The organism is Paenisporosarcina sp., from assembly GCF_057785155.1.
In genome coordinates this window covers 44,527-67,738 of record NZ_JBYNRN010000012.1, presented here as the reverse complement: position 1 = coordinate 67,738, position 23,212 = coordinate 44,527, and the positions used below count along the sequence as shown (strand labels likewise).

The window sequence follows — 23,212 nt, the reverse complement described above, 5'->3', positions numbered from 1 at the left end:
CTTACTCCTTCACTCTCTATCTAAAAAAACACTAAGAAATCAATTCCTCTCCGGACTGATTTCTTAGTGCTTAGCACATTTTTATTGAAGAGGTTTAACAGAATGTCGTTCCTCAATGCGATGTGGTAAAACAACTGTTTTTTCTTCTATCTTCTCTTTACTCATGAATTTAGTTAATAAACGCATGGAAACGGCACCAATATCATAAAGGGGTAGAACCACACTCGTTAATGTTGGACGAACCATTCGAGCTAACTTTGAATTTTCAAAACTTATGACTTCAACGTCTTCAGGGACATTCAAGCCTTGATCTTGAGCACCATGGATTAAACCAATTGCCAATTCATCATTCCCTGCAAAATAAGCAGTCGGTGGATTTTCTATACCTTGAAGACTTAAAAATGCTTCGATACCGTCGTCATAAGTAGCATCACTTTCGATGACTAATGATTGATCGATGGTTAGACCAGCGTCTTCTAGTGCTTTTTCATACCCTGTAAATTTGAAGGCACGATTAATTGTTGAGCTAAGTGAACCTGAAACAAACGCAATTCGTTTATGATTATTTTGAATAAGTCTACTCACTGCTTCATATGCCGCTTGATGATAATCAATATTTACGGATGGTATCCGATCTGTCGCATCTATTGTTCCTGCTAATACAATTGGTACTGGAGATCGTTCCATCATTTGCAACAGGTCATTTGATACTTGTTCGCTCATTAACACGATCCCATCTACTTGTTTGCCGAACATTGTTTCTAATAGTTGTAATTCTTTCTCTTCTCTTTGATCGGAGTTCGATAAAATAATATTATATCGATACATCGTTGCGATATCTTCAATCCCTCTTGCTAGTTCAGCATAAAAAACATTCGAGATATCTGGAATTATTACGCCAACAGTTGTTGTTTTCTTACTTGCTAAACCTCTAGCCACAGCATTTGGTCGATATTCTAAACGTTCAATGACATCTAGAACTTTCTTTCTGGTTGCTGGTTTTACATTTGGATTACCATTTACTACTCGAGACACCGTTGCCATAGAAACATTTGCTTCTCGCGCTACATCGTAGATTGTTATTGTCATTTATCTTCACTCCCCGCCCATACCCATTCTTATTTATTCATCATATAATAGTTTTCTGCCATTATAAAGCAATAACAAAAAAATAGAAAAACACCTCTTATCCACAAGTTGGGACAAGAGGCAGTGAGTCTTTCATTGATATGAAACGTATGTCATTCACTAGGTTGTATGCCTTAAACAGCGTAAATTATTTCATATCATAGTTCTTCATGAATTTTTGCAACGAATCGTAGAACTCATCGAATTGTTGTAAATTCATTTGTTGTGCTGCATCTGATAAGGCAACAGCTGGATCTGGGTGGACTTCAGCCATTACTCCATCAGCCCCGATCGCAATCGCTGCTTTAGCTGCAGGTAGCAATAAATCACGACGTCCTGTGGAATGAGTAACATCCACAAATACTGGTAAATGTGTTTCTTGCTTTAAAATTGGCACAGCTGAAATATCTAGTGTATTTCGTGTCGCTTTCTCATACGTACGAATCCCACGTTCGCATAATATAATTTGATCATTACCTTGTGAAATAATATATTCAGCAGCATTGATGAATTCATCAATCGTTGCAGCCATTCCTCGTTTTAATAGGACGGGTTTCTTAATAGACCCTGCTGCTTTTAATAATTCAAAGTTTTGCATATTACGTGCTCCAATTTGAACTACATCAATGTATTCTAAAGCTTCTTCTAAGTGTGAAGGTGTCACAATTTCACTGACAACTGCTAAATTATATTCTTGTGCTACACGTTTTAAAATTTTCAATCCTTCTAATCCAAGACCTTGGAAGTCGTAAGGCGATGTTCTTGGTTTATAAGCGCCTCCACGAATCATTCTCAAACCTTTTGCTTGGATGGCTCCGGCAACTGTTGCGACTTGATCATATGATTCAACTGCACATGGTCCGAATACAAATGATGGACCGCCTTCTCCAATGCGTTCTCCATTAATCACGACAATCGTATCTTCTGCTTTTTTCTTTCTCGATACTAATAGTGCTTTACGATGATCATCTTCTTGTAGTTCTAATGCAGATTTAAAGATTTCTTTAAATATATGTTCAACTGTCGATTGCGGCAGTGGACCAACGTTATTATCTTTCAATAAATTCAACATATGTCGCTCACGAAGAGGATCATAACGGTTGACACCTTGCTTTTCTTTTACTTTTCCAATTTCTTGAACTACGCTTGCACGTTCATTGATTAATTTTAAAATTTCTAAATTTAATTCATCAACACGTGTGCGTAAATGATCTAATTCTTGATGGCTCATACCGTGATCTCCTCTCTTCCTGGTACCAGGTCTTTCGGCGAACCGAAAACTATGATACATTTTTAGATAATAGAACTATTATAATCAATGAAAATTAGAAAGTCACGCATTTTCTTTATCGCTTCAACGCGCGAAAGTAAAAGTGGATTATGAAGATAAAAGGATGTGCTTTCGATTGGCTGAAAAACTATTCGCTTTAGATATCGGAACGAGATCAGTAGTTGGCATCATATTAGAAGAAAAAAATGATTCCTACCATGTAGCAGACCTAGTTGTAGAAGAACATAAAGAGCGGGCTATGTTAGATGGACAAATACATAATGTTCTAGCTGTTGCAGATGTCATCAGACACGTAAAAGAAAACCTTGAACAAACCCATGGTCCTCTTACTAAAGTAAGTGTAGCAGCCGCTGGTCGTGCTTTAAAAACCGAACAAGCTTTAGTTGAAATGGATGTAACAAATCGTCCTCTATTTTCCGAAGAAGATATTAGTCGATTAGAGTTAGCAGCGGTCCAGCAAGCTCAACAACAATTACTCACTGACGATTTAGAAAACAAAAATAGTCATTACTATTGTGTGGGCTATTCTGTTCTTTATTACAGATTAGATGGTGAAGAAATTGGAAGTTTAGTCGACCAACAAGGTTCGACTGCTTCGGTTGAAGTTATTGCAACCTTCCTGCCACGAGTTGTTGTGGAATCACTTTTATCTGCGTTAAAAAGAGCGGACCTTGAAATGGAAGGCTTAACCTTAGAGCCGATTGCAGCGATTAACGTGCTGATTCCACCTTCTATGCGACGATTAAATGTTGCACTGGTTGATATTGGCGCTGGAACGTCTGACATTGCGATTACGGATAAAGGTACCGTGGTTGCCTATGGAATGGTTCCAACAGCTGGTGATGAGATTACGGAAGCTATGAGTGATCACTATTTACTAGATTTCCCTTTAGCTGAAGAAGCAAAAAGAATGATTAACCATTCTGACGAAATCCGTATCCAAGATATTTTAGGATTTGACCAATTTTTCCCCAAGGTCGAAGTCATAGAAGCATTACGTCCAGCAACCTCAAATTTAGCTAAATCTATTGCTCATGAAATTTTGAGACTAAATAATCAGCAATCACCTAAAGCCATCATGTTAGTAGGAGGTGGAAGTTTAACTCCTGATATCACAAAACATATTGCAGCTGAATTAGAGTTACCAGAGAATCGCGTAGCTGTTAGAGGTCTTGATGCTATTCAGTCATTAACGAAAGCCCAGCATGTTTCTTCTTCACCTGAATTAGTAACGCCGATTGGGATAGCCATTGCAGCAAGAAAAACACCGATTCATTATATGTCTGTACAAGTTAATGAAAAGGTGATTCGACTATTCGAATTAAAAGAAATGACTGTAGGAGATGCTCTTCTAGCAGCGAATATTCGCGCACGTAGTTTATACGGAAAACCTGGTATGGCATTAGCAGTAAACGTAAATGGTAGAGATATCATGATTCCTGGCGAGCATGGTCAACCTGCAACTTTACATGTAAATAATGAACCTGCCATTACAAAGTCTCTCATTAAAAATGGAGATATTATTCATTTAATTGAAGGACGAGACGGAGCTAATGCTCAAGTGACAGTACGTGATTTAATCGATGATGCATCTATTAAAACAGTCATTATAGAAGGTACGATGTATATGGTTGAGCCATTAATTCAAGTCAATGGCAATTCCGCAACTCTCGATTCATCTCTACAAGAAAGAGATAAAGTAACCATTAAAACCATTGATTCTGCTGAAGAAATTATTAAAGCAACTGGTCAATCGCATATATTCCAAAAGATTAAACCCTATTTTATAACAGTCGATGGAAAATCTGTTTTATTCCCAGAATTTTCTTCACAACTTTTACTCAATGATTTACCCATTAAACTTCAATACCCTGTTCAAGATTCTGATATATTGTCCATATCTAAAAGTATGTCACCATCTGTTCAAAACATTGCGGATCAACTTCAAATAAAGCTTCAAGATACGATAACAATTTCATTTCAAGGTAAGCAAACTAAACTAGAAAAAAATTGTGTTTCCGTACACGTCAATGGAACTAGTGCAACATTAGATGATGTTGTTTCTGCTGGAAGTCATGTAACTATTGAGAAGTTAGACACGAATCCATGGATTTTCCAAGATGTTTTCCGATTTACAGATTGGAAACTTTCTGAACAACAATCCGGCCAATTCGTTATTTTAAGAAATGGACAGTCATCTACTTTTGATGAACCCATTTTTGGTGGAGATCAGTTAGAAATTAATTTTAGTTCGTGAACAAATAAACCCCTCACATCTTTTAAAAGTGTGAGGGGTTTTTAACATAAAACTTATTTATTATTTTGATCTTCTACAGCTTCTTGTAAAGCTTTAGCTGTCGCCGTTAAGCCTTTGTTGCCTTCATCTGCTACTTCGTCTACCGTATTTGTAACCGTTTCTAAGAAATCAATTGGCTCTTCTCCTTCAGAAGAAGCAGTGCCATCATCCATTGGAGCTGATGATTTTGTTTTCATCCCTTTTACTTTATCAACGATTTGTCCAGATTGTTCTTTTAATTGAGTAGACAAATGAGAAGTTTTTTCTTTTGCAGTTGATGAGAAATCAGCTGTTTTGTCTTTTAATTGCATGGCTTGTGTTGAAACATTTTCACGTAATTCTCTACCTGTTTTTGGAGCAAGGAACAGTGCAGCAGCTGCACCAATAATTCCACCAACTAATGCACCAATTACAAAGTCTTTTGAATTGACTTCATCATTTGAGTAAAGTGAATCGCGGTGCCCATTTTGATATTCATAAGATTGTGGTAAGTAAGCTTCCGTTTGTTTAGATTTGTTATTGTAGAATTCATGATTATATTGAGCTTCGTTGTAATTTGGTTTGTAGTTCGTCATATTAAATTCCTCCTTGATTTTGTTTAGCAGTTACTTCATCAGGATTATTTGAGTAAATCGTATATCCTGCTCTTGCTTCTTCAAGTGCTTTTCTTTCTTTAAACTTATCTCGAATGCCCATGACAACATTGCTCCATTGTACAACTTGAGCAATTTTGTCTTCATTTCTTTCAACTTCTGTGGAAATAGAAGACGTAATTCTTCTAACTGATGTATTTAATCCATTTACAGATTCACCAACATTTTTAACTGCATCCACTACACTGTTTAGTTTCTCAGATTTATACTGAAGATCTGACGCTAAACCGTTCGTTTTGTGAAGCAATTCAGTCGTTTCTCTCGTTACACCTTGAAGTTGCCCTTCTAATCCTGCCATTGTATTAGACACGTTTGTAAGGGTCTTTTTCAATGATGTTAACGTCATGGCTAAACTAATACATAAGACTAGAAAGCCTATTGCCGCGATTAAGGCAGCTATGTATAGAATAATTTCCATCTCCATACTTTATTCCTCCTCTATGATGTTCATATAAACTATGTTCCCATTCACAGCAGTAATTAAACGTGAATGATATCTTTATTCTACAAAAGCTTCAAAAATCCTGCTGATAAATACCGATATCATCGTACAAAATAAAAACTCTAGCCAAATATGGCTAGAGCTCCTCTTTTATATAATTTTTTCTTCAAAAGCACGTTGGAATTTTTGTACATCTCCAGCACCCATGAATAAAAAGACTGCATTTTTATGGTTTAATAACCGATCAATCTCTTCAGTTGTTAGGACAGAACAATTTGGGATTAACTCACTTAAATCACCAATTGATAAATCTCCTACATTTTCACGAGCAGAACCGAATATATCACATAAATAAACAGCATCCGCACCTTCTAAACTTTCAGCAAACTCATTTAAAAATGTTCGAGTACGAGAAAATGTATGTGGTTGGAAGATAGCTACAATTTCGCGTTCAGGATATTTTTGTCGTGCAGATTGAATCGTTGCTTTAATTTCAGTCGGATGGTGAGCATAATCATCGATCAGAATATGGCCACCTTTTTCGCTTTCTGTAAATCTACGTTTAACACCTTTAAACGTTGCTAATTGCGCTTGTATTGTCTCAGCTTTGATACCTTCATAGTGACAAAGTGAAATGACAGCTAAGGCATTCAAAACCGTGTGATCTCCGAATAATGGAATTTCAAATGTGTAATAGAATTCATTTCGAACAAACACATCAAATGTTGAACCCGTCGTTGTTTTGGTTACATTTCTAGCTTCAAAATCATTTTCAGATCCAAATCCATAAAATACAACCGGCACATTCGCTTGAATTTTTTGCAAATGCTCATCATCACCACAAGCAATAATTGCTTTATTCACCTGCAAGGCCATCGTTTGAAATGCCGAAAATACATCATCAATTCCACCAAAATAATCTGGATGGTCGAAGTCTACATTGGTCATAATCATGTAGTCCGGGTGGTACGCTAAAAAGTGGCGTCTGTATTCACATGCTTCAAAAGCAAAATACGTTGCATCTTCTGTACCATGTCCTGTTCCGTCTCCGATTAAGTATGAAGTAGGCGCATGACCACCTAATACATGTGACATCAAACCAGTTGTTGATGTTTTCCCGTGAGATCCTGTTATACCGATTGATATAAACTGGTTCATTAAATCTCCTAAGAATACGTGGTAACGAATCACTTCAATGCCCTTGTTTTTAGCTTCAACTAATTCTTCATGATCATCACGAAAAGCATTTCCTGCTATAACAGTCATGCCTTCTTGAATATTATCTTTATTAAAAGGAAGAATCGTAATTCCTCTTTTATGAAGTGGATCTTCTGTGAAGAAGTGCTTTTCAATATCAGACCCTTGAACTTGATTTCCAGCATCATGCAAAATTTGAGCCAGTGAACTCATACCTGACCCTTTAATACCTGTAAAATGAAACAATGTCATTATATATAACCTCCTGGGAAAGGTACCCGAACTTTTCTCTTAAATTACTTACCCTATTATATCATCAATTAATCTTCTCAAGAAATGAACGTTTTTTCTTACTATTTAACAAAGCATATACATCCTTTTACAAATGTATTCGCTATGAATCATCCAAATAATGCTTCGAGATCATTTTCAGTAATAAAGACCTCTCTCGCCTTGCTACCTTTTTGCTCAGAGACGTAACCATGTTGTTCCATTAAATCCACTAACCTTGCCGCTCGGTTATATCCAATATGGAATTTACGCTGGAGTAACGAGGTAGAAGCAGAACCTTGTTCTAAAATGAAACGACAGGCTTCTTCAAAAAGTTCGTCTTGATCGTCAGAAACTTCGAGTCGTCGTACTAGCTCATCTTGCTCGAATAAGTATTCAGGCTCTCCTTGGCTTCTTACGTGTTCAATAATAGCTTCCATTTCATCATCGGTCACATAAGTACCTTGAAGACGCACTGGAGCTGACATTCCATTTCCTAAGTACAACATGTCTCCGCGTCCTAATAATCGTTCTGCACCCTGTGTATCCAGGATCGTGCGAGAATCTACTTGAGATGATACTGAGAAAGCAATACGAGTTGGGATATTTGCTTTTATTAAGCCCGTAATGACATCTACAGATGGACGTTGTGTCGATACTACTAAATGTATGCCACAAGCTCTTGCTTTTTGAGCAATTCGACAAATGGCTTCCTCAACCTCAGTTGGTGCCATCATCATTAAATCAGCTAATTCATCAATAACGATTAAAAGATAAGGCATTTTTTGTGCAAATTGACGTTTTTCAGTTGCTATTGAGTTGTATCGAGTAATATCACGAACGCCAACATGCGCAAATAATTGATAACGTCTTTCCATCTCTTCAACTGCCCATCTTAAAGCAGCAGTCGCAGCTTTCACATCGGTAATAACAGGACTTACTAAGTGAGGAATATGATTAAATGGAGCGAGCTCCACCATCTTCGGATCAATTAGTAATAATTTCAGTTCAGAAGGATTCGATTTGTACAACAAACTAATTAATAATGAGTTAATACATACTGATTTACCTGAACCTGTAGCTCCAGCAATTAAACCATGCGGCATTTTTCGCAAATCAATGGTCACAGGTTTACCAGTTAGGTCTAGTCCTAGTGCTGCCTCTAATGGTGAATCGGACGTGATAAAAGGCTCACTATCTACAACTTCTGAAATACGAACCGGTCTAGATACTCGATTTGGTATTTCAATTCCAATTGAACTCTTACCTGGAATCGGTGCTTGAATTCGAATATCTTTTGCAGCTAACGCCAGTTTTAAATCGTCTGCGAGATTTCTGATTTTACTTACTTTCGTGCCATTCCCGACTGTCATTTCAAATTGAGTGACAGCAGGACCTTGCACCATCTGAATAATTTCACCTTTTACTTGGAAGTAGGATAACGCTTCTACTAATCTCGTTGCCTGCATTTCCATCCATTCAGTGTCCTGTGTTTTCTGCTCAGGTGGTACTAAGAATTGATGTGGCGGAAAGATGTACCCATTCTCTTCGGCTGGCAAAACAGCTGGCTTCGTTTGAACTGGTGCAATCGGTATAGCAGGTGCCATATTTGTTGCAACTACTTCAGTTGCAGCCGGTTGGTTAAAAGAGTTACTAGCTTGTACTTTAGAAGGCATGTCCATTTTGTTTTCAAGCTTTTGCTTATCCGATTTCAACATCATGACATTGAATGGTAAGGTTTTGTTTGATGTTGGTTTTTCTAAAACTGGTTCAACTTGAACTGCTTGAATCTCTTTTTCATGTACTTCTTCTTTGATAATTATTTCTTTTTGGGATTCAGAAGTATTTGGAATCTCCCGAGTAGGTTCAGATAACATAATCGGTTTCGGTATTTCTTCTTGTCTTTCACTAATCTTTAATGGTTCTGGCTCAGTACTAATCCTCAATGCTTTACTCGCATTAGGCTCGTCCAGATTTTTTTTAGCAAGTAATTCTTCAATTGGCTTACCCGTTTTAACATTCGGACGTGCAAATCCATGTATGGGTGAAGGAACTTGAGTCGGCGTAAACGTTTTTGTCGCCACTGGTATTTTCTTTGTTTGTGGAATCGCTTTGATTTCTGGTTTTTTTATCGTTTGAGTGGCTGGTGCAGTCGGACGATTTTGTTGCCATTTCTTATGCATATAAAGAGGCTGGATGTCTCCCTCTAGATCTTCTTCATCTTTCACATGAGGAATGTGACCATCATTTTTATGTTCTTTTTCGTCATCACTTATTAAAGGAAAACGAAACGGTGTTTTTTTATCTATGTATACTTTAGTATCCGTGTATTCAAGTTCACTTTCGATTTCAACAGAATCCTCTCGATCTGTTGAAAACAAGCGTTGCAATTTATTGGTCAACCATTTCAAAATAAAACCCTCTTTTCATTTCAATATTTCCATTTTATCAGTTTTGCCTTGCGTTTTAAATGAATCTAAAAAGAAAAGACTAAGAATCCTTAAAAATGGATACTTAGCCTTGTAAAATGTATTAGATTGTAAATGGAATTCCTACTTCTGTCGATTCTTCTAATACTAAAATGCCTTTTTCAGCTGGTGCATCTGGGATTGCTAACTCTTTTGCTGAACAAATCATACCGCTCGAAGGTACGCCTCTTAGTTCTGCATCACGAATAACTAAACCAGACGGCATGACAGCTCCGACCTTTGCGACAACTACTTTTTGACCTTCGTCGACATTAGGCGCACCACAAACTATTTGTATGGTCTCATTCCCAACGTTAACTTGGCATACGTTTAATTTGTCTGCATTTGGATGTTTTTCTTTCGAAGTAACATGTCCAACAACAAATTTCGGCGACAAATCGATTTCTAAAACTAAATCCACACCGTTTTTATTTAACGCCTCTTGTACCTTAGCAACAAGATCTTCCGTTATTTCTACTGAACCTTTATCAGCAATACTTACATAATTGCTTGCTTGAAATAAATTAAATGCTCCTACTTTTCCTGATTGTGCATCCTTTATTAAAGTAATGTCACCTTTTGTTTCAGATTCGATATTTTCGAATGAATCCATAGTTAATTGGACGAGTAAAACGTCACCAATTCCTTGTGTGTTATAAAACATATTCATTTATTTTCTTTCTCCTTTTCAACTCGATTTTTAGCCATGATAAATATAGGCTCTAACTCCCCGTTTTCATAAAGAAACGATAAAGATGTAACAGGAACCGTTCCGACAGTAAAGAAATGCATTGTCATCTGTGCAAGAACATCATATCCTACATCATTTCGAATATCGCCAATTATCAATACGTCTTGATGAGGGACAGATAAAGTCATGTCCCCTTCAATTTTCGCTTCCATTTCTTTTAAGAATGATTCATTTAAAATACGGCTAGCATCATAACCATCATTTACATTTAAGAAATAAAAAACATTACCTGCTACATGATCTTCTTTTAATTTGATAGCTAATTTTCTAACTTGGAAACGAGCAGTTTCTTTAACAAGGGATTCGGACAGGTTTAATTCATTTAACACCTTTTGGTCAATCAACCGATAAGTATTCCCTAAATCTAAGGCATAATAAATTCTTGTCTCCGCTGTATGTTCAGAAGTAATAAATACTTCACCATCATTCGATTTTATTGGGAATGACGTTGATCTAATAACCGGGAAAATTGAATGATTCGATTGAATAAGTCCCTTAGCTTCCATCTCCATAGCAGAAAATGTCTGGCTAATCGTATACACAACTTCATCAATCGCTTGTTCTTTTTTCACTTCATACTTAGCTAAGATTTCCGGTAAAGAAATATCCATTCCTTTATTTAATACAGAATGGTCTAACCGGATTCGATCTGTTTTTTTATCGAATTGCCAATTAAAGTTTGGATCAGCTAACTTTTCTTTTAAACGATTTACCAATTGCTCTGAATTCATACTTTCACATCCTCTACAAAAGTAAACGGCTCACACCAATGTGGCGGAACCGTTCATTATTTATTGGATCTATTACATATGACAAGCGATTCCGTAATAGATTTGACTATTGCGGTTCATATCATTTACAACAAATAATAATAGTTATATCCATTTAATTTTTAGATTCTATTTAAGAATTCTTCTATTTCTAGTTTCGTTTTACGTTCTTTACTGACAAACCTTCCAACTTCCACACCATCTCTATAAGCTAAAAAACTAGGAATTCCGTAAATTTCATTCTCGGCACATATGTCGATGAACTGATCACGGTTAACTGAAATGAATGTTAGGTTGTTAAAAGTTTGTTCTATTTCTGGCATAAATGGATCGATGAAATGACAATCCGGACACCAGTCAGCTGTAAATAAGAACACAACAGTTGAAGATTCTTTTAACTCATTAAATTGTTCCACTGACTCTAAATTCTTCATTCATCAAACCTCCCTTATTTTTCAACTTTAACGGAACGAATAATTTCCATCATCTGCTGCATATTATCAGCGATTTTATTTTCATCTGATATCGTTGATAATTTATAACCACCACTACTTACAATAATTTCATAATGCTCTTCTCCAGATGGTAATAACGCAACAAAACCAAATCGACCGTTTTGTTCAAACGTTTGCTCTGCTAAAATCATGTCTTTCTTTTCAGCAAGCAATAAATCATAAAATAATTGACTATTTTCTTTTTCGTTTGGATTAATAAATAGCACAAATGAGTCTTGATCATCCGAAAGAACAATATTTGATTCATCGGATTCCTCTTTTATAGCAAAGCCACCTGGAACATAGAATTGAACGGATTCTACTTGTTCATTTGGCTTAATGGATTCACCTTGGAATACTTTTTTAGCTTCTTGAATGCCATCCTCTGTTTGATTTTCAACAGATGCTGAACATCCAACTAAACTGATCATGACGAGAGGTGCGATTAAAACCCGCAACCAACTTCGATTCATTTTCTTTCCTCCATTCAATTACGCAGTACTTACATTTTAATATTGTTCGGTAATGGTTGCAACTCAAGCGTATCAAATGGTGGATTGTGACCGCTTATATTGTCCAATCAACATAATAAGTATATGTTCAAACATTTCTTGTCGATTTAATAAACCATTTGTAAAAACGCCTACTGCTCCTTCGGAGTGACTAATTCCACTTCGGTTGGTATACGCATCCATAACTGGGCCAAGTTCTAAACCCTCCCGAATAGATTTTGCTACTTCTTGCGGCAATGGAATTTGCGCTCCACCCGCTACAAAAAAAGTGCCATCTCTTAGAGCTAATGCTCCCCAATTACATATGTACATTTGACCGTTTACTTCTTTCACTCCACCTTCAAGTCCAAATGCAAGCTGCACATCGGAGAGTTCGAGGACATGTGCTGCTCTGTTTTTTGCGCCAAGTAATGTTTCCTCGTCGCTTAAAGGTTGTTCTGAAACAAGAGAATGTGCTTTATATTCGGAAATAATAGCATTATGAATGTGTATATCGCATAATCGTTTAACTGCTGATGTTTTCGCTGGGTTTTTCGTGCCAATGCCTATTTTCAACTATTTGCCTCTCCTCTGCATACAATTTGTGAGAAACTATGGAACTGAGATATGTAAAAAAGGTTGATTTCCATTTCGACGGTCGCTTTCCGGAGGAGGCCAAAAGGATGTTGGTTTCACAGACGTTGCCACACGATGTGGCGTTCCTAGTCTGTGTTCATCTAAAAGCCGCTTCCTTCGCGAGGCTCAGTCCAGGGTCTAAAGCTCTTGCTAATCCTCTCGGAGTCGCCGCCTCCATTCCAATCAACAGAAATCCCAATAAATATATACTTGAGTCAATTTCATAATAAATAATCTAATAATAAAACTCTAACAAAGTTGATTTCCGCTCCATGCGGACGCTTTCCGTGGGGCACGCCTTCAATCTCCTCGTCACTCCGTTCCTGCGGGGCTTTCAGTACGTGCTAGTCCCACAGGAGTCGCCGCCTTGCGCTACAATCATACGCTAGGTGTTTAAACTTAAACAATCATTTTTGTATAGCTCTGTTAACAATACATTTTAGTAGAAAGTGGACGGCTATTTCTGAAGACTCCTGCGGAAAAACGAAATACGCTAGACCCCACAGGCAACGAATTGTGAACAATTCGTTTGCGACGAGTAACCGCAGGAGCATAGATTTTTAACAGCCGAGGAAGCTGGCGTTTCGTCCGCGGAAAGCGAAAGAAAGAGCCTTCCACCTTCTACTTCAGTAAAGGATTAAAGTTAAAAATTATTTTATGATGATACCCTTATTCTTTTATTTACAGTTTAAAAGGAGCCCTTTCAGGCTCCTTTTTTAAACATTTTGATGAATGGTTTCTAATGTTGTACGATCCGCAGATTTAACCAATTTAATAATTAGCTCTTTTGCTGCAGCATAATCGTCTGTATGAATGATTGAACCAGATGTATGAATATATCTTGAACATATACCAACTACTGCACTTGGAACACCTTCATTAGACATATGAACTCTACCTGCATCTGTTCCACCTTGAGAAATGAAGTACTGATAAGGAATATTGTTAGATTCAGCAGTATCTAATACAAACTCTCGCATCCCACGGTGAGTAATCATGGATTTATCAAAAATACGTAATAGTGTACCTTTTCCAAGTTGACCAAATTCAGTTTTCGATCCAGACATATCGTTAGCTGGACTAGCATCTAAAGCGAAGAATAAATCTGGATTAATCATGGTTGCTGCCGCTTGTGCGCCACGAAGACCTACCTCCTCCATTACATTCGCTCCGGAATATAAAGTGTTTGGTAAAGTTTCATCTTTTAACTCTTTTAATAATTCAATCGCAAGTCCACATCCATAACGGTTGTCCCATGCCTTGGCTAAAATTTTCTTCTCATTCGCCATTGGGGTAAACGAACATACCGGTACAATTTGTTGTCCTGGACGAATACCGATTTTCTTCGCATCTGATAGATCATCTGCACCAATATCAATTAACATATTTTTAATATCCATTGGTTTATTACGCATTTCATCACTTAGCAAGTGTGGAGGAATAGAACCTATTACACCAACTACTGGTCCATTGTCAGTAATAATCTCAACTCTTTGTGCTAATAAAACTTGACTCCACCAGCCACCAAGAGGTTGAAAACGAATCATTCCGTTCTCCGTAATTTGTGTCACCATAAATCCAACTTCATCCATATGACCTGCCACCATAATTCTCGGTCCTTGGTCATCGCCTTTTTTTACGCCGAAAATTCCGCCAAGGCGATCTTGAATGATTTCATCCGAATATTTTTCAAGTTCACTTTTCATAAACTTTCTCATTGCATGCTCATTTCCAGGAGCCCCCGGAAGTTCTGTTAGTGTTTTAAATAATTGAAGGGTTTCTGTATTCACTTTTATATCCTCCTCATTATGTACATTCTTTAATATTGTAGTCGACTTGACAAAGTATTTCCACCCCCATCTTTCGCTTTCCGAATTATTTACCGCATTCTTTTACAGAGTGATTTAGCGTATCTTATGGTAAACTGTTACTACAATTTGCATAGGGGGCTGGTCAATTGAAAACACGTGACTTATTCATAGGATTCACCACCGGAATTGCTGCGGGTTTATTAATCCGCGAAGTTGCAAAACGTATTGAACCGTTGAAACCAGCAGAACTTGTACTTCACGGGGTGAAACAGTCATTTAAGAAAGAAGGACCGATCGACGGTTCTTGGATTTATATGAAGACTGAAGGTTTCAATCGCCAAGGAATTTCCACTGATGTGTATCGAGGGGGAATTTCACGAGTTAGCGAAGGCGAGATGGAGCAATTTGAATTTTTCGCAGATGCTCGAACAGGAACGATTGTAGAATTAATCAAAATGTAATGAAAAGCGATCCCCTTTTTAGGGATCGCTTTTATTTATATCCATTATTTTTAACTATTAGTACGCTCTAATTTTTCAATAATTTCTTTGCCTGTTACATCCCATTTTATTAAACGATAAAAAGCATCATGATAGAAAATAAAACCATGACCATTGGCAAGTGCTTCTGCCATAATTTTTTCTTTTGCATAAATAGAGGACATGGGGTAATCATCAAAAGCCAGCACCCATAAAGGGTTTTGATGAGCATGTGTCGGCATAATATCCGCCATATGAATTAAGGTTTCATCATTTTGAGTAAGTTTGATAATACTATGCCCTGCACTATGACCACCTGTATGGATCATTTTGATTCCTGGTATTACTTCGACTTCTTCAACAAACGTTTTAACTTGATGTTGAATGGGCTCCCAATTTTCTTTCCAATATGTATTTCTCGATCGAATATTCGGATGACGAACTTCTTCCCACTCGATTGCAGACATCATAATTTCTGCATTAGGAAACGTGGGCATTAACTGCTCGTTTTCAAATTTTGTTAGACCAGACGCATGATCAGCATGCATATGTGTCATTAAAACAAAATGAATATCCTCTGTAAGTAAACCAATCTCTGCTAATGAATCTTCTAAATGCGATTGCATTGTGACTCCATTATTTCTTAACTGTCTCTCAGTCATCTTATTAAATCCAACTCCTGAATCTATCAACACGTTTTTGCCTTTATACTGGATGAGAATTGGATCGGTACTAAGGTCTATTTGGTTTAATTCATTAACAGGGTACTTTTTTGACCATAGCGGCTTTGGGACTACCCCGAACATCGCTCCGCCATCTAAGTTCGTAAAGCCACCTTCTAGCCAAGTTAGTTTCATTTGATGAAATGTATATTGATCCATATGTGCGATTCCACCTTTTTTAAATTTCGTGTTTTTTTGTTTCGAATTAATATTTGAAGGACTTTGTCTGTACAAATAAATTCAGCTTGCAAGTAGTGATTCCTGCCTCTTTTACTAATATCCTTAATCTTACTTGCTAATCAGTATAACAAAAAAAGCCTCTGAAATCAGAGACTTTCCTTTTTAACAAATCGTGATTCTAAACGGTAAATCGGTTGCCCTTTGGCAGAAAACTTTTCTTCATACTCAGTCATTACATTGCCTTCAGGGGGATTAGCATGAAGATCTAATGACACATCTTTAAGCAACATGCCGTATGAGGACATGCTTAGAAGTGAAAATTCAAACAAACCACGATTGTCAGTTTTAAAGTGAATTTCACCAAAATCTACTAAAATCGATTCATAAAGTTTTAAGAATTCTTCATGTGTTAATCTTCTTTTTGCATGACGAGTTTTAGGCCAAGGGTCAGAGAAATTTAAATAAACTTGTTTCACGTCGTTCTTTTGGAAAAACTTATGCAAGTCTGCACCATTTACTTTTAATAATCTTAAGTTTGGAATGTCCCCTGCTTCTAAGATTGTTTCAACTGCACAAACTATAACACTATCATACAACTCGATACCGATATAATTAATGTCAGGATTGGCTAGTGCCATCCCCGTAACAAATTGTCCTTTTCCTGTACCTACTTCTATATGAAGGGGATGATCGTTCCCAAATACTTCGTGCCATTTGCCTTTATGTTCTTCTGGGTTTGCAATGACTATTTCTGGATGAGCTGCAATAAAATCTTCTGCCCATGGTTTATGACGTAATCTCATTTGATACTTTCCTACTTTCGTTATTACATTTATATATGACAATCCATTATTACGAATCTAGTCAATTTCGTCAAGTTGAGAATTATTTTACTAGCCGCCACTTCCCTTGTTGTACATTAAATTCATCTACAATAAATGGTTCTGTTAAACCAGCAAATTCTCCATCCGTATGACGGTAGACTGATGTATCTGTCGATAATTTGAATGAAGGAGCTTGCATTTGATGAACCTCTTTAAAGTTCGTGTGTTTTCCAAAAAATACAGTAGCAAACACCACTAATAATTTTAATCTTGATAGATCATGAACAACTGTTAACTCTAACAAACCGTCACTAGGATTAGATGCTGGGGAGATTTTCATTCCACCACCAAAATAAGGCTGATTGCTTACAGTAGCAAACCACACATTTTTAAATTCTAGTTGATCTGATTTTGTAGAAATTGAAAGATTGAATCTCTTAAACGTAAGTAATGTATAGATCACAAAATATGTATACGTTAATTTACCAAGTCCAAATTGGTTTAACCATTTCTTAAAAGGAGATTGATTCACTTTAAACGCCACAAAAGCATCAAACCCTAATCCTGCATTGTTAACGAAATAATATGGCTGGTGCTCATTTTGAATGATACCAATATCCATCATTTGATGGTTATTCTCTGACCTAACATATTCATTAATTTCAACTGGTGTTTTAAAAGCAACATAACCGCGACCGAAATCATTTCCGGAACCCGCTCCAACAACTCCTACAATCGAAAAATCAGAATCCAATAACCCTTCGATTACTTCATGAACGGTACCATCTCCACCGAAAGCAATGATTAAATGGTTCTTCTCATAAGCTTTATAGACATCTGAAGCAATTGCAGTTGCATCTTTTGCAGCCCTAGTCAGGAAAAATTCATACGGAAAGTCTAATCCTTCTTTAAAAGTTTGCCATTTTCGTTCCGCCTTGCCGTTTCCAGCAAGGGGATTAATAATAAAAGTTACTTTCATGATGGATCTTCCTCAACATCTACTTCCCAGCCAACACGATGGTAAGATGTGGTTTGAACCATCCCCAATACCGCTTGAGCTGCTTTTAGTTGCATATGTTTCATTGGCGAATTTGTACTTTTCAGTTGCGTTAACCACTCAGGAAACTTCCGTTTGTCTACAAACTGAAATCCATAAGTTGAACCTGGAAAATCGATATAGCCGTTTCGAGAAACAATTATTTTTCTTATTGGCAATTCAATTTCTTCTCGCTTAAATATTTGGGTTAGTATCGTTTCCATCCGATTTAGACCAATGGTTGGATTCAAAATTTTCTTCTCAGTTTTCCCAACTTTTTTTACCCAAAAGCGATCACCGCTTCCAATGAACGCTGCCATGTTTTCTTCCTCTAACACTTTAATGCATAAAGCTTCAGTAGGTGTTAATAACAAAATATCCAACTCTAAAGGAGCATTTTTTAATTGTAAAATCGGATAGTAAAATAGTAAATAATTATCAGGTAGTTTTTGAGTTAATTGTCGTAATAGGCTGTCGCGTAAAAACTTAGGATCTACATGGGATTTTTCCAAAAGAGTTGAGCTTGCCCACTTTAATTGAAAATGGAAAAGTTGATCCATATACATACGTTTTAAATCTTCTAAATTTTGAGGGGTATACACAATATTAGGTTCAAAATGAAAACCACTGTCATCTTCTTCCTCATCTTGTGTTTCTAGATCTAATGAATTTTCTTCCCAAGCTAATTCCTGTTCTTTCTTCTTATCGAATATTCGCTTGAACCAACCCTTTTTTTCGAACGTCTCAACTTCTTCCTCGTGTTCCCAGTGCGGAACTTCCGCACCGGTTTCCCATTCAGTCTTCATGCGTTCCCACTGAATTTTTTTTAGTCTCACAAATTGGGTTGGGTATCTCTTCAAATCTCGTTGATAACGTGATATATAATCTTGAAGTTTTACGAGTTGCGCCATAATTTATCTATCTCCTAGTTGAAAAGTGGCAATCGGTTTGTATTTTGGACTTTGGTTTGGACGAATCTCAAATAATGAAAACTTTTCGACAGTAAAAGAAATTGGATCATTAAACGAAATAATGGATTGCATCTGTCCGAAACCGCTCCATTTTTTCGCTAACGTGATATGAGGTACAAAAGGTTTTTTATCTAACAGGAGTCCTGTTTCAGTAGCACCTATTGATAAATCTGTTTGTAATGAATGTAACTCCTGCTTTTCTTCAATATTTGCGTAAACTACTCGTGGCATTTCTTCATTGCCAAATACCCGCACAGATGTAGAATGAATCTCAAACGGGTTATGACATTTTGATGCACTTTCCATATATTTGATAAGTTCATTCATTTGATGAGGATTAACTGCCCCTAAATACATCAGAGTAATGTGCATATCTTCTGAAGTCACCACTATTTTATGTGTTTTCTTTAATTCCATTTCATGCGCTGTTTTTATTAATGAATTCGTCAGTTGTTTTGGCACTGATATTCCAACAAAATAATGCTGATTCATGAGCTTGTCACCACCAGTCTTAGTACCATTAGTTTACAGTAGCTTACAATAAAAAAACAGTATATAAAAACATCCCTCTACCAAAAGAGGGATGCCTTTTTAAGCAAGAACTGCTTTATTAATTTTCGCTTCAAATGCAGCTTGTAATTTGGTAGTCCAACTTCCCGGTAAACCAGTTCCTATTGGTTTTTGATCAATCATAATGATCGGTAATATTTCAGCTGTCGTTGAAGACATGAAAAATTCTTCATGGTCATATAAATTCGTTAATGACATCGCTTCTTCTACCACTGGTAATCCAATTTCTTCGCAGCATTCTAGAATCACTCGTCTGGTAATACCATTTAATATGTAATTTGTTGCTGGATGCGTATAAAGGACGCCGCCACGTATGCCATACATATTAGAAGATGACCCTTCTGTAATTACATCTCCTCGATGTAATACAGCTTCAAAACAACCTTCATCATGCGCTTCCTGTTTAGCGAGTACATTTCCAAGTAGATTTAAACTCTTAATATCACAGCGTAACCACCGTACATCTTCCACTGTTTTAGCTGAAACACCATTTGCCATTTGTGTAACAGGACGCGCTACTTCTTTTGTATAAGCCGTAATGACACATTCCACTGCTGGTGAAGGAAATTGATGTTGTCTAGCAGATACTCCACGAGTTACCTGAACATACACCTGACCCGTAACAACCTCATTTGCTTCAATCAAGTCATACATCATTTTGTGGAAAACATCTTTTGTATGCGGAATGATCAGTCTAATTTTGTCCGCACTTTCATATAACCGATCAATATGTTCTTTTGCTGTATACATGGAACCATCATAAACACGAATGACTTCATAAATCCCGTCACCAAATTGATAGCCACGATCTTCTTTTGAAATATTGATTTCTTCTTCATTTATTAATTGGTTGTTCCATAAAATGATTGACATGCTAAATCCTTCTTTCGTGTATTACTCTATTTTTTGAGGTTATTTTGTTAATTCCAATAAAAAATGTAGTTTCTATAATTTTACGAACGAAATAGATTCTACGTTCTACCGTGTATCAAAGCTTCATTTTTTAGCAGCTAATTCACAAATTGCATCCGCATAAATCGCTGCAGATTTTATGAGGTTTTGAATATCTACAAATTCATCAAGTTGATGAGCAACATCTTTTTCTCCAGGGAATAACATCCCAAATGCTACACCTTTTTCTAACACTCTTGCATATGTTCCGCCACCAATAGCTAGCAACGTTGCGGGTTCACCCGTTTGACGTTCATATACTTTCTTTAAGCTTTGAATTAACTCTTCCGACTCATCTACGTAATGAGGTTTTGAGTTGGACAGTACATCTACTGCGATTCCTTGTTCATTAACAGCTGTTTGGCATTGCGTCAATTTCTCTTCAAATGAATAACTTACCGAATAGCGTAAGCTAACATCAACAGTACCCGTTTTCCCATCAAAAGCGATGACACCTGCATTTAGCGTAGTATCACCAGACATTTCGTCGGTAAATGCTAATCCAATGGCATGTCCTCTCGAATCATTCCAAAAAGTATTTACTAGAAAATCGATAAATTTCTTTGAACCCGTTGATGTTACATATTTTGCAAGGAATTTTGCAAGATATATCGCGGCATTCACGCCATCATTAGGTTCCATGGCATGTGCTGATTTACCTTCTAGCGTAAAGTGCCACTCGTTATGTTTAGGAATGACAGATCCCGTGACTTTATTGGTAAGCAGAAACTGCTCAAATGTCTTCCCTATGTTTGGATCATCATGTATGAAAACGGCTTCTGCAAAATCTGGTACCATATTCGTTCGCTTCCCAGATGCAAACGATTGAATATCCTCGTTCGTGTTATCGGTCTGGAATGAAAAACGGAGAGTTGAGATACCTTTTTCAGCATTAATAATTGGAAAATCAGCATCCGGAGCAAAGCCAATGGTTGGCATGGCTTCTTTTTGGAAGTATCGCTCCACACAACGGAATCCACTTTCTTCATCCGTCCCAATGATTAACCGTACACGTTTGTCTAATTGGATCCCGGCATCCTTCACCATTTTCATAGCCATCCATGCAGCCATTGTTGGACCTTTATCATCAATTGATCCACGACCAAATAGTTTATTCCCTACTACTGTTCCTTCAAATGGTGGGTAGGTCCATCCATTCCCTGCAGGAACAACATCTACATGACCCAAAATGCCAAGAATTTCTTCTCCTTCACCCATTTCGATATGTCCAGCCATATGGTCTACATCTTTAACGATCATTCCTTCTTTTTCACCTTTATCAAGTAACCATTTTAAAGCCCGATATGGTTCAGGTCCAAATGGATAATCTTCATTAGCTAATGACTCATCTAACACACTTGGTATTTGTATGAGTTGTTGTAAGTCTAAAATTAATTCATCTTGTCGATTTTGTGCTTCTTTCATCCAATCCATTCGAAAAAACCACCCTCCATATTACTTAAAGCTATTCTACACTTTTCTCTAAAAAATAATAGTGGAAATTCAATAAAGCGAATGATAATAACAAATTTGATAGTATCGTTCGTTCATAATGGTAATGTTTATGTAAAGATTTCGTTAAATTTAGAGATATTTATAGAGAAAATAATGATAATCCGTTATAATTGAATTGTCAGATAACCATTTGACGAACAATATAGAATAGGGGATGTCTAAGACAAGTTACTTAAACACCTGTTTCTATTAGAAACTTCATGTCGTCCGCTAGTCTTTGCCAAGAGAACATAAGATGAAGGAGTGGTTCTACAAATGAAACCAACTACTGATCGGATGCTCAATCGAATTAAAGATGTGTATATGTACATTCGAGATCATGGAATTGTCACGACACAAGATCTAGTCGATGAATTCGGCATCACTCCTCGCACCGTTCAAAGAGATTTGAACGTGTTAGCCTTTAATGACTTAATTAGCAGCCCAAGTCGAGGCAGATGGACAACGACGAGTAAGCGAGTAAGAATGACATCTTAGAAATCCTGTATAAAAAACACAGCTTGCACTCATTATTTTGAGTGTAAGCTGTGTTTTTGTGGTTATTTATTCTTTTGGCTTAAGTTCTTCTAACTCTTTATCAGTTAATGATCTATATTGACCCAGTTCTAGTGTTGAATCTAATTCAAGTGACCCCATCTTCAAGCGCTTTAAGTATGTCACTCGCTTTCCAACTGCTTCAAACATTCTTTTCACTTGATGAAATTTACCTTCAGTAATGATTAATTCTATTTCTGAGGTTTCACCACTACGCAGGATAGTAAGATCACCAGGCTTTGTTAAATAACCATCTTCAAGGATGACGCCTTCCTTAAACTCCAAGATATCCTCTTCAGTTACCATTCCATCAATTTCAGCAAAATATAATTTTGGCACATGTTTTTTTGGAGACAACAACTGATGAGTTAAGTGACCATCGTTTGTAATAAGAAGTAAGCCTTCTGTATCCTTATCTAATCTTCCAACTGGAAACGGTTGAAAATGCTGATCGATCGGCTCAAGTAAATCAATTACCGTTTGATCCTTTTTATCTTCTGTAGCTGAAATGACGCCAGGCGGTTTATTCATCATTAAATAAATAAACTCGGTGTAAATTACCTTCTCTCCTGAGATGAGAATGTCATCCTTTTCACTATCTACATGCATCGATACATCTTTTGCGACTTTCCCATTAACTTCTACTGCCTTAGATTTTACAATTATTTTTATTTCTTTCCTAGAACCATATCCCATATTGGATAAAAGTTTATCTAGCCGCATTAATGTCCC

23 protein-coding genes are annotated in these 23,212 nt (G+C 36.8%); 3 read left to right on the top strand and 20 right to left on the bottom strand.

Going from position 1 to position 23,212, the window contains the following annotated elements:
* Window positions 1-81 precede the first annotated feature (81 nt).
* Both ccpA and AC3EA5_RS03610 read right to left on the bottom strand, forming a co-directional pair.
* Entirely contained in the window at window positions 82-1,089 is a 1,008-nt protein-coding gene (ccpA, locus tag AC3EA5_RS03615; protein WP_488607105.1) for a catabolite control protein A, read from the bottom strand.
* Window positions 1,090-1,276: 187 nt separating this feature from the next.
* Window positions 1,277-2,359 (bottom strand): bifunctional 3-deoxy-7-phosphoheptulonate synthase/chorismate mutase, encoded by a 1,083-nt coding sequence (locus tag AC3EA5_RS03610; RefSeq protein ID WP_488607104.1) that lies wholly within the window; start codon window positions 2,357-2,359, stop codon window positions 1,277-1,279.
* 175 nt (window positions 2,360-2,534) lie between these two features.
* On the opposite strand from AC3EA5_RS03610, the gene pilM reads away from it, so the two are divergent.
* On the top strand, window positions 2,535-4,676 hold the full coding sequence (gene pilM / locus AC3EA5_RS03605) for a pilus assembly protein PilM (protein WP_488607103.1): 2,142 nt from the start codon (window positions 2,535-2,537) through the stop codon (window positions 4,674-4,676).
* Window positions 4,677-4,729: 53 nt separating this feature from the next.
* Here the strand turns inward: pilM and AC3EA5_RS03600 are convergent, their stop codons facing one another.
* The 10 genes from AC3EA5_RS03600 to AC3EA5_RS03555 all read right to left on the bottom strand — a co-directional run bounded on the left by AC3EA5_RS03600 (window position 4,730) and on the right by AC3EA5_RS03555 (window position 14,677).
* A complete protein-coding gene (locus AC3EA5_RS03600) occupies window positions 4,730-5,290 on the bottom strand; it encodes a YtxH domain-containing protein (RefSeq protein WP_488607102.1) in 561 nt (186 codons plus the stop codon).
* Between the two features lies 1 nt (window position 5,291).
* On the bottom strand, window positions 5,292-5,786 hold the full coding sequence (locus AC3EA5_RS03595; protein ID WP_488607527.1) for a DUF948 domain-containing protein: 495 nt from the start codon (window positions 5,784-5,786) through the stop codon (window positions 5,292-5,294).
* A gap of 174 nt (window positions 5,787-5,960) precedes the next feature.
* Window positions 5,961-7,259, bottom strand: a complete 1,299-nt coding sequence (murC, locus tag AC3EA5_RS03590; RefSeq protein ID WP_488607101.1) for a UDP-N-acetylmuramate--L-alanine ligase — start codon at window positions 7,257-7,259, stop codon at window positions 5,961-5,963.
* Window positions 7,260-7,408: 149 nt separating this feature from the next.
* Complete coding sequence (locus tag AC3EA5_RS03585) at window positions 7,409-9,688, bottom strand: DNA translocase FtsK (protein ID WP_488607100.1); 2,280 nt, start codon at window positions 9,686-9,688, stop codon at window positions 7,409-7,411.
* Between the two features lie 121 nt (window positions 9,689-9,809).
* Window positions 9,810-10,415 (bottom strand): YtpR family tRNA-binding protein, encoded by a 606-nt coding sequence (gene ytpR, locus AC3EA5_RS03580; RefSeq protein WP_488607099.1) that lies wholly within the window; start codon window positions 10,413-10,415, stop codon window positions 9,810-9,812.
* Window positions 10,412-11,227, bottom strand: a complete 816-nt coding sequence (locus AC3EA5_RS03575; RefSeq protein WP_488607098.1) for a DUF1444 domain-containing protein — start codon at window positions 11,225-11,227, stop codon at window positions 10,412-10,414. Before AC3EA5_RS03575 ends, ytpR begins: the two co-directional genes overlap by 4 nt.
* Before the next feature lie 161 nt (window positions 11,228-11,388).
* Window positions 11,389-11,700: a thioredoxin family protein gene (locus AC3EA5_RS03570; RefSeq protein WP_488607097.1), complete on the bottom strand. Its 312-nt coding sequence runs from the start codon at window positions 11,698-11,700 to the stop codon at window positions 11,389-11,391.
* Window positions 11,701-11,714: 14 nt separating this feature from the next.
* Complete coding sequence (locus AC3EA5_RS03565) at window positions 11,715-12,233, bottom strand: hypothetical protein (protein WP_488607096.1); 519 nt, start codon at window positions 12,231-12,233, stop codon at window positions 11,715-11,717.
* 72 nt (window positions 12,234-12,305) lie between these two features.
* Window positions 12,306-12,827, bottom strand: coding sequence for a DUF84 family protein (locus AC3EA5_RS03560; RefSeq protein ID WP_488607095.1), 522 nt, complete (start codon window positions 12,825-12,827; stop codon window positions 12,306-12,308).
* A 776-nt stretch (window positions 12,828-13,603) separates the two neighbouring features.
* Entirely contained in the window at window positions 13,604-14,677 is a 1,074-nt protein-coding gene (locus AC3EA5_RS03555; protein WP_488607094.1) for a M42 family metallopeptidase, read from the bottom strand.
* A 167-nt stretch (window positions 14,678-14,844) separates the two neighbouring features.
* Here AC3EA5_RS03555 and AC3EA5_RS03550 point away from each other — a divergent pair, with 167 nt between their 5' ends.
* Entirely contained in the window at window positions 14,845-15,159 is a 315-nt protein-coding gene (locus tag AC3EA5_RS03550) for a hypothetical protein (protein ID WP_394188371.1), read from the top strand.
* A 50-nt stretch (window positions 15,160-15,209) separates the two neighbouring features.
* On the opposite strand, the gene AC3EA5_RS03545 is transcribed toward AC3EA5_RS03550, so the two are convergent.
* From AC3EA5_RS03545 to pepV, 7 genes are all read right to left on the bottom strand, one after another.
* On the bottom strand, window positions 15,210-16,058 hold the full coding sequence (locus AC3EA5_RS03545) for a YtnP family quorum-quenching lactonase (protein ID WP_488607093.1): 849 nt from the start codon (window positions 16,056-16,058) through the stop codon (window positions 15,210-15,212).
* Between the two features lie 167 nt (window positions 16,059-16,225).
* Entirely contained in the window at window positions 16,226-16,882 is a 657-nt protein-coding gene (trmB, locus tag AC3EA5_RS03540) for a tRNA (guanosine(46)-N7)-methyltransferase TrmB (protein WP_488607092.1), read from the bottom strand.
* 82 nt (window positions 16,883-16,964) lie between these two features.
* Entirely contained in the window at window positions 16,965-17,882 is a 918-nt protein-coding gene (locus AC3EA5_RS03535) for a diacylglycerol/lipid kinase family protein (protein WP_488607091.1), read from the bottom strand.
* Window positions 17,879-18,850, bottom strand: a complete 972-nt coding sequence (locus tag AC3EA5_RS03530) for a nuclease-related domain-containing protein (protein WP_488607090.1) — start codon at window positions 18,848-18,850, stop codon at window positions 17,879-17,881. Before AC3EA5_RS03530 ends, AC3EA5_RS03535 begins: the two co-directional genes overlap by 4 nt.
* A gap of 3 nt (window positions 18,851-18,853) precedes the next feature.
* On the bottom strand, window positions 18,854-19,402 hold the full coding sequence (thpR, locus tag AC3EA5_RS03525) for an RNA 2',3'-cyclic phosphodiesterase (protein ID WP_488607089.1): 549 nt from the start codon (window positions 19,400-19,402) through the stop codon (window positions 18,854-18,856).
* A gap of 99 nt (window positions 19,403-19,501) precedes the next feature.
* Complete coding sequence (gene dat, locus AC3EA5_RS03520; protein ID WP_488607088.1) at window positions 19,502-20,353, bottom strand: D-amino-acid transaminase; 852 nt, start codon at window positions 20,351-20,353, stop codon at window positions 19,502-19,504.
* Between the two features lie 123 nt (window positions 20,354-20,476).
* Window positions 20,477-21,865 (bottom strand): dipeptidase PepV, encoded by a 1,389-nt coding sequence (gene pepV, locus AC3EA5_RS03515; protein ID WP_488607087.1) that lies wholly within the window; start codon window positions 21,863-21,865, stop codon window positions 20,477-20,479.
* A 336-nt stretch (window positions 21,866-22,201) separates the two neighbouring features.
* On the opposite strand from pepV, the gene AC3EA5_RS03510 reads away from it, so the two are divergent.
* On the top strand, window positions 22,202-22,423 hold the full coding sequence (locus AC3EA5_RS03510; RefSeq protein ID WP_394188363.1) for a DeoR family transcriptional regulator: 222 nt from the start codon (window positions 22,202-22,204) through the stop codon (window positions 22,421-22,423).
* A 66-nt stretch (window positions 22,424-22,489) separates the two neighbouring features.
* On the opposite strand, the gene AC3EA5_RS03505 is transcribed toward AC3EA5_RS03510, so the two are convergent.
* Window positions 22,490-23,203: a pseudouridine synthase gene (locus AC3EA5_RS03505; RefSeq protein WP_488607086.1), complete on the bottom strand. Its 714-nt coding sequence runs from the start codon at window positions 23,201-23,203 to the stop codon at window positions 22,490-22,492.
* Window positions 23,204-23,212 lie beyond the last annotated feature (9 nt).

Bases quoted from the DNA above. Each gene is read 5' to 3' on its own strand.
- AC3EA5_RS03565 (WP_488607096.1), bottom strand. From the start codon at position 12,233: ATGAATCGAAGTTGGTTGCGGGTTTTAATCGCACCTCTCGTCATGATC.
- trmB (WP_488607092.1), bottom strand. From the start codon at position 16,882: ATGAGATTACGTCATAAACCATGGGCAGAAGATTTTATTGCAGCTCAT.
- AC3EA5_RS03530 (WP_488607090.1), bottom strand. From the start codon at position 18,850: ATGGCGCAACTCGTAAAACTTCAAGATTATATATCACGTTATCAACGA.
- murC (WP_488607101.1), bottom strand. From the start codon at position 7,259: ATGACATTGTTTCATTTTACAGGTATTAAAGGGTCAGGTATGAGTTCA.
- AC3EA5_RS03570 (WP_488607097.1), bottom strand. From the start codon at position 11,700: ATGAAGAATTTAGAGTCAGTGGAACAATTTAATGAGTTAAAAGAATCT.
- pepV (WP_488607087.1), bottom strand. From the start codon at position 21,865: ATGGATTGGATGAAAGAAGCACAAAATCGACAAGATGAATTAATTTTA.
- AC3EA5_RS03600 (WP_488607102.1), bottom strand. From the start codon at position 5,290: ATGACGAACTACAAACCAAATTACAACGAAGCTCAATATAATCATGAA.
- AC3EA5_RS03535 (WP_488607091.1), bottom strand. From the start codon at position 17,882: ATGAAAGTAACTTTTATTATTAATCCCCTTGCTGGAAACGGCAAGGCG.
- AC3EA5_RS03610 (WP_488607104.1), bottom strand. From the start codon at position 2,359: ATGAGCCATCAAGAATTAGATCATTTACGCACACGTGTTGATGAATTA.
- ccpA (WP_488607105.1), bottom strand. From the start codon at position 1,089: ATGACAATAACAATCTACGATGTAGCGCGAGAAGCAAATGTTTCTATG.
- AC3EA5_RS03575 (WP_488607098.1), bottom strand. From the start codon at position 11,227: ATGAATTCAGAGCAATTGGTAAATCGTTTAAAAGAAAAGTTAGCTGAT.
- AC3EA5_RS03510 (WP_394188363.1), top strand. From the start codon at position 22,202: ATGAAACCAACTACTGATCGGATGCTCAATCGAATTAAAGATGTGTAT.
- AC3EA5_RS03595 (WP_488607527.1), bottom strand. From the start codon at position 5,786: ATGGAAATTATTCTATACATAGCTGCCTTAATCGCGGCAATAGGCTTT.
- dat (WP_488607088.1), bottom strand. From the start codon at position 20,353: ATGTCAATCATTTTATGGAACAACCAATTAATAAATGAAGAAGAAATC.
- AC3EA5_RS03505 (WP_488607086.1), bottom strand. From the start codon at position 23,203: ATGCGGCTAGATAAACTTTTATCCAATATGGGATATGGTTCTAGGAAA.
- AC3EA5_RS03545 (WP_488607093.1), bottom strand. From the start codon at position 16,058: ATGGATCAATATACATTTCATCAAATGAAACTAACTTGGCTAGAAGGT.
- thpR (WP_488607089.1), bottom strand. From the start codon at position 19,402: ATGAATCAGCATTATTTTGTTGGAATATCAGTGCCAAAACAACTGACG.
- ytpR (WP_488607099.1), bottom strand. From the start codon at position 10,415: ATGAATATGTTTTATAACACACAAGGAATTGGTGACGTTTTACTCGTC.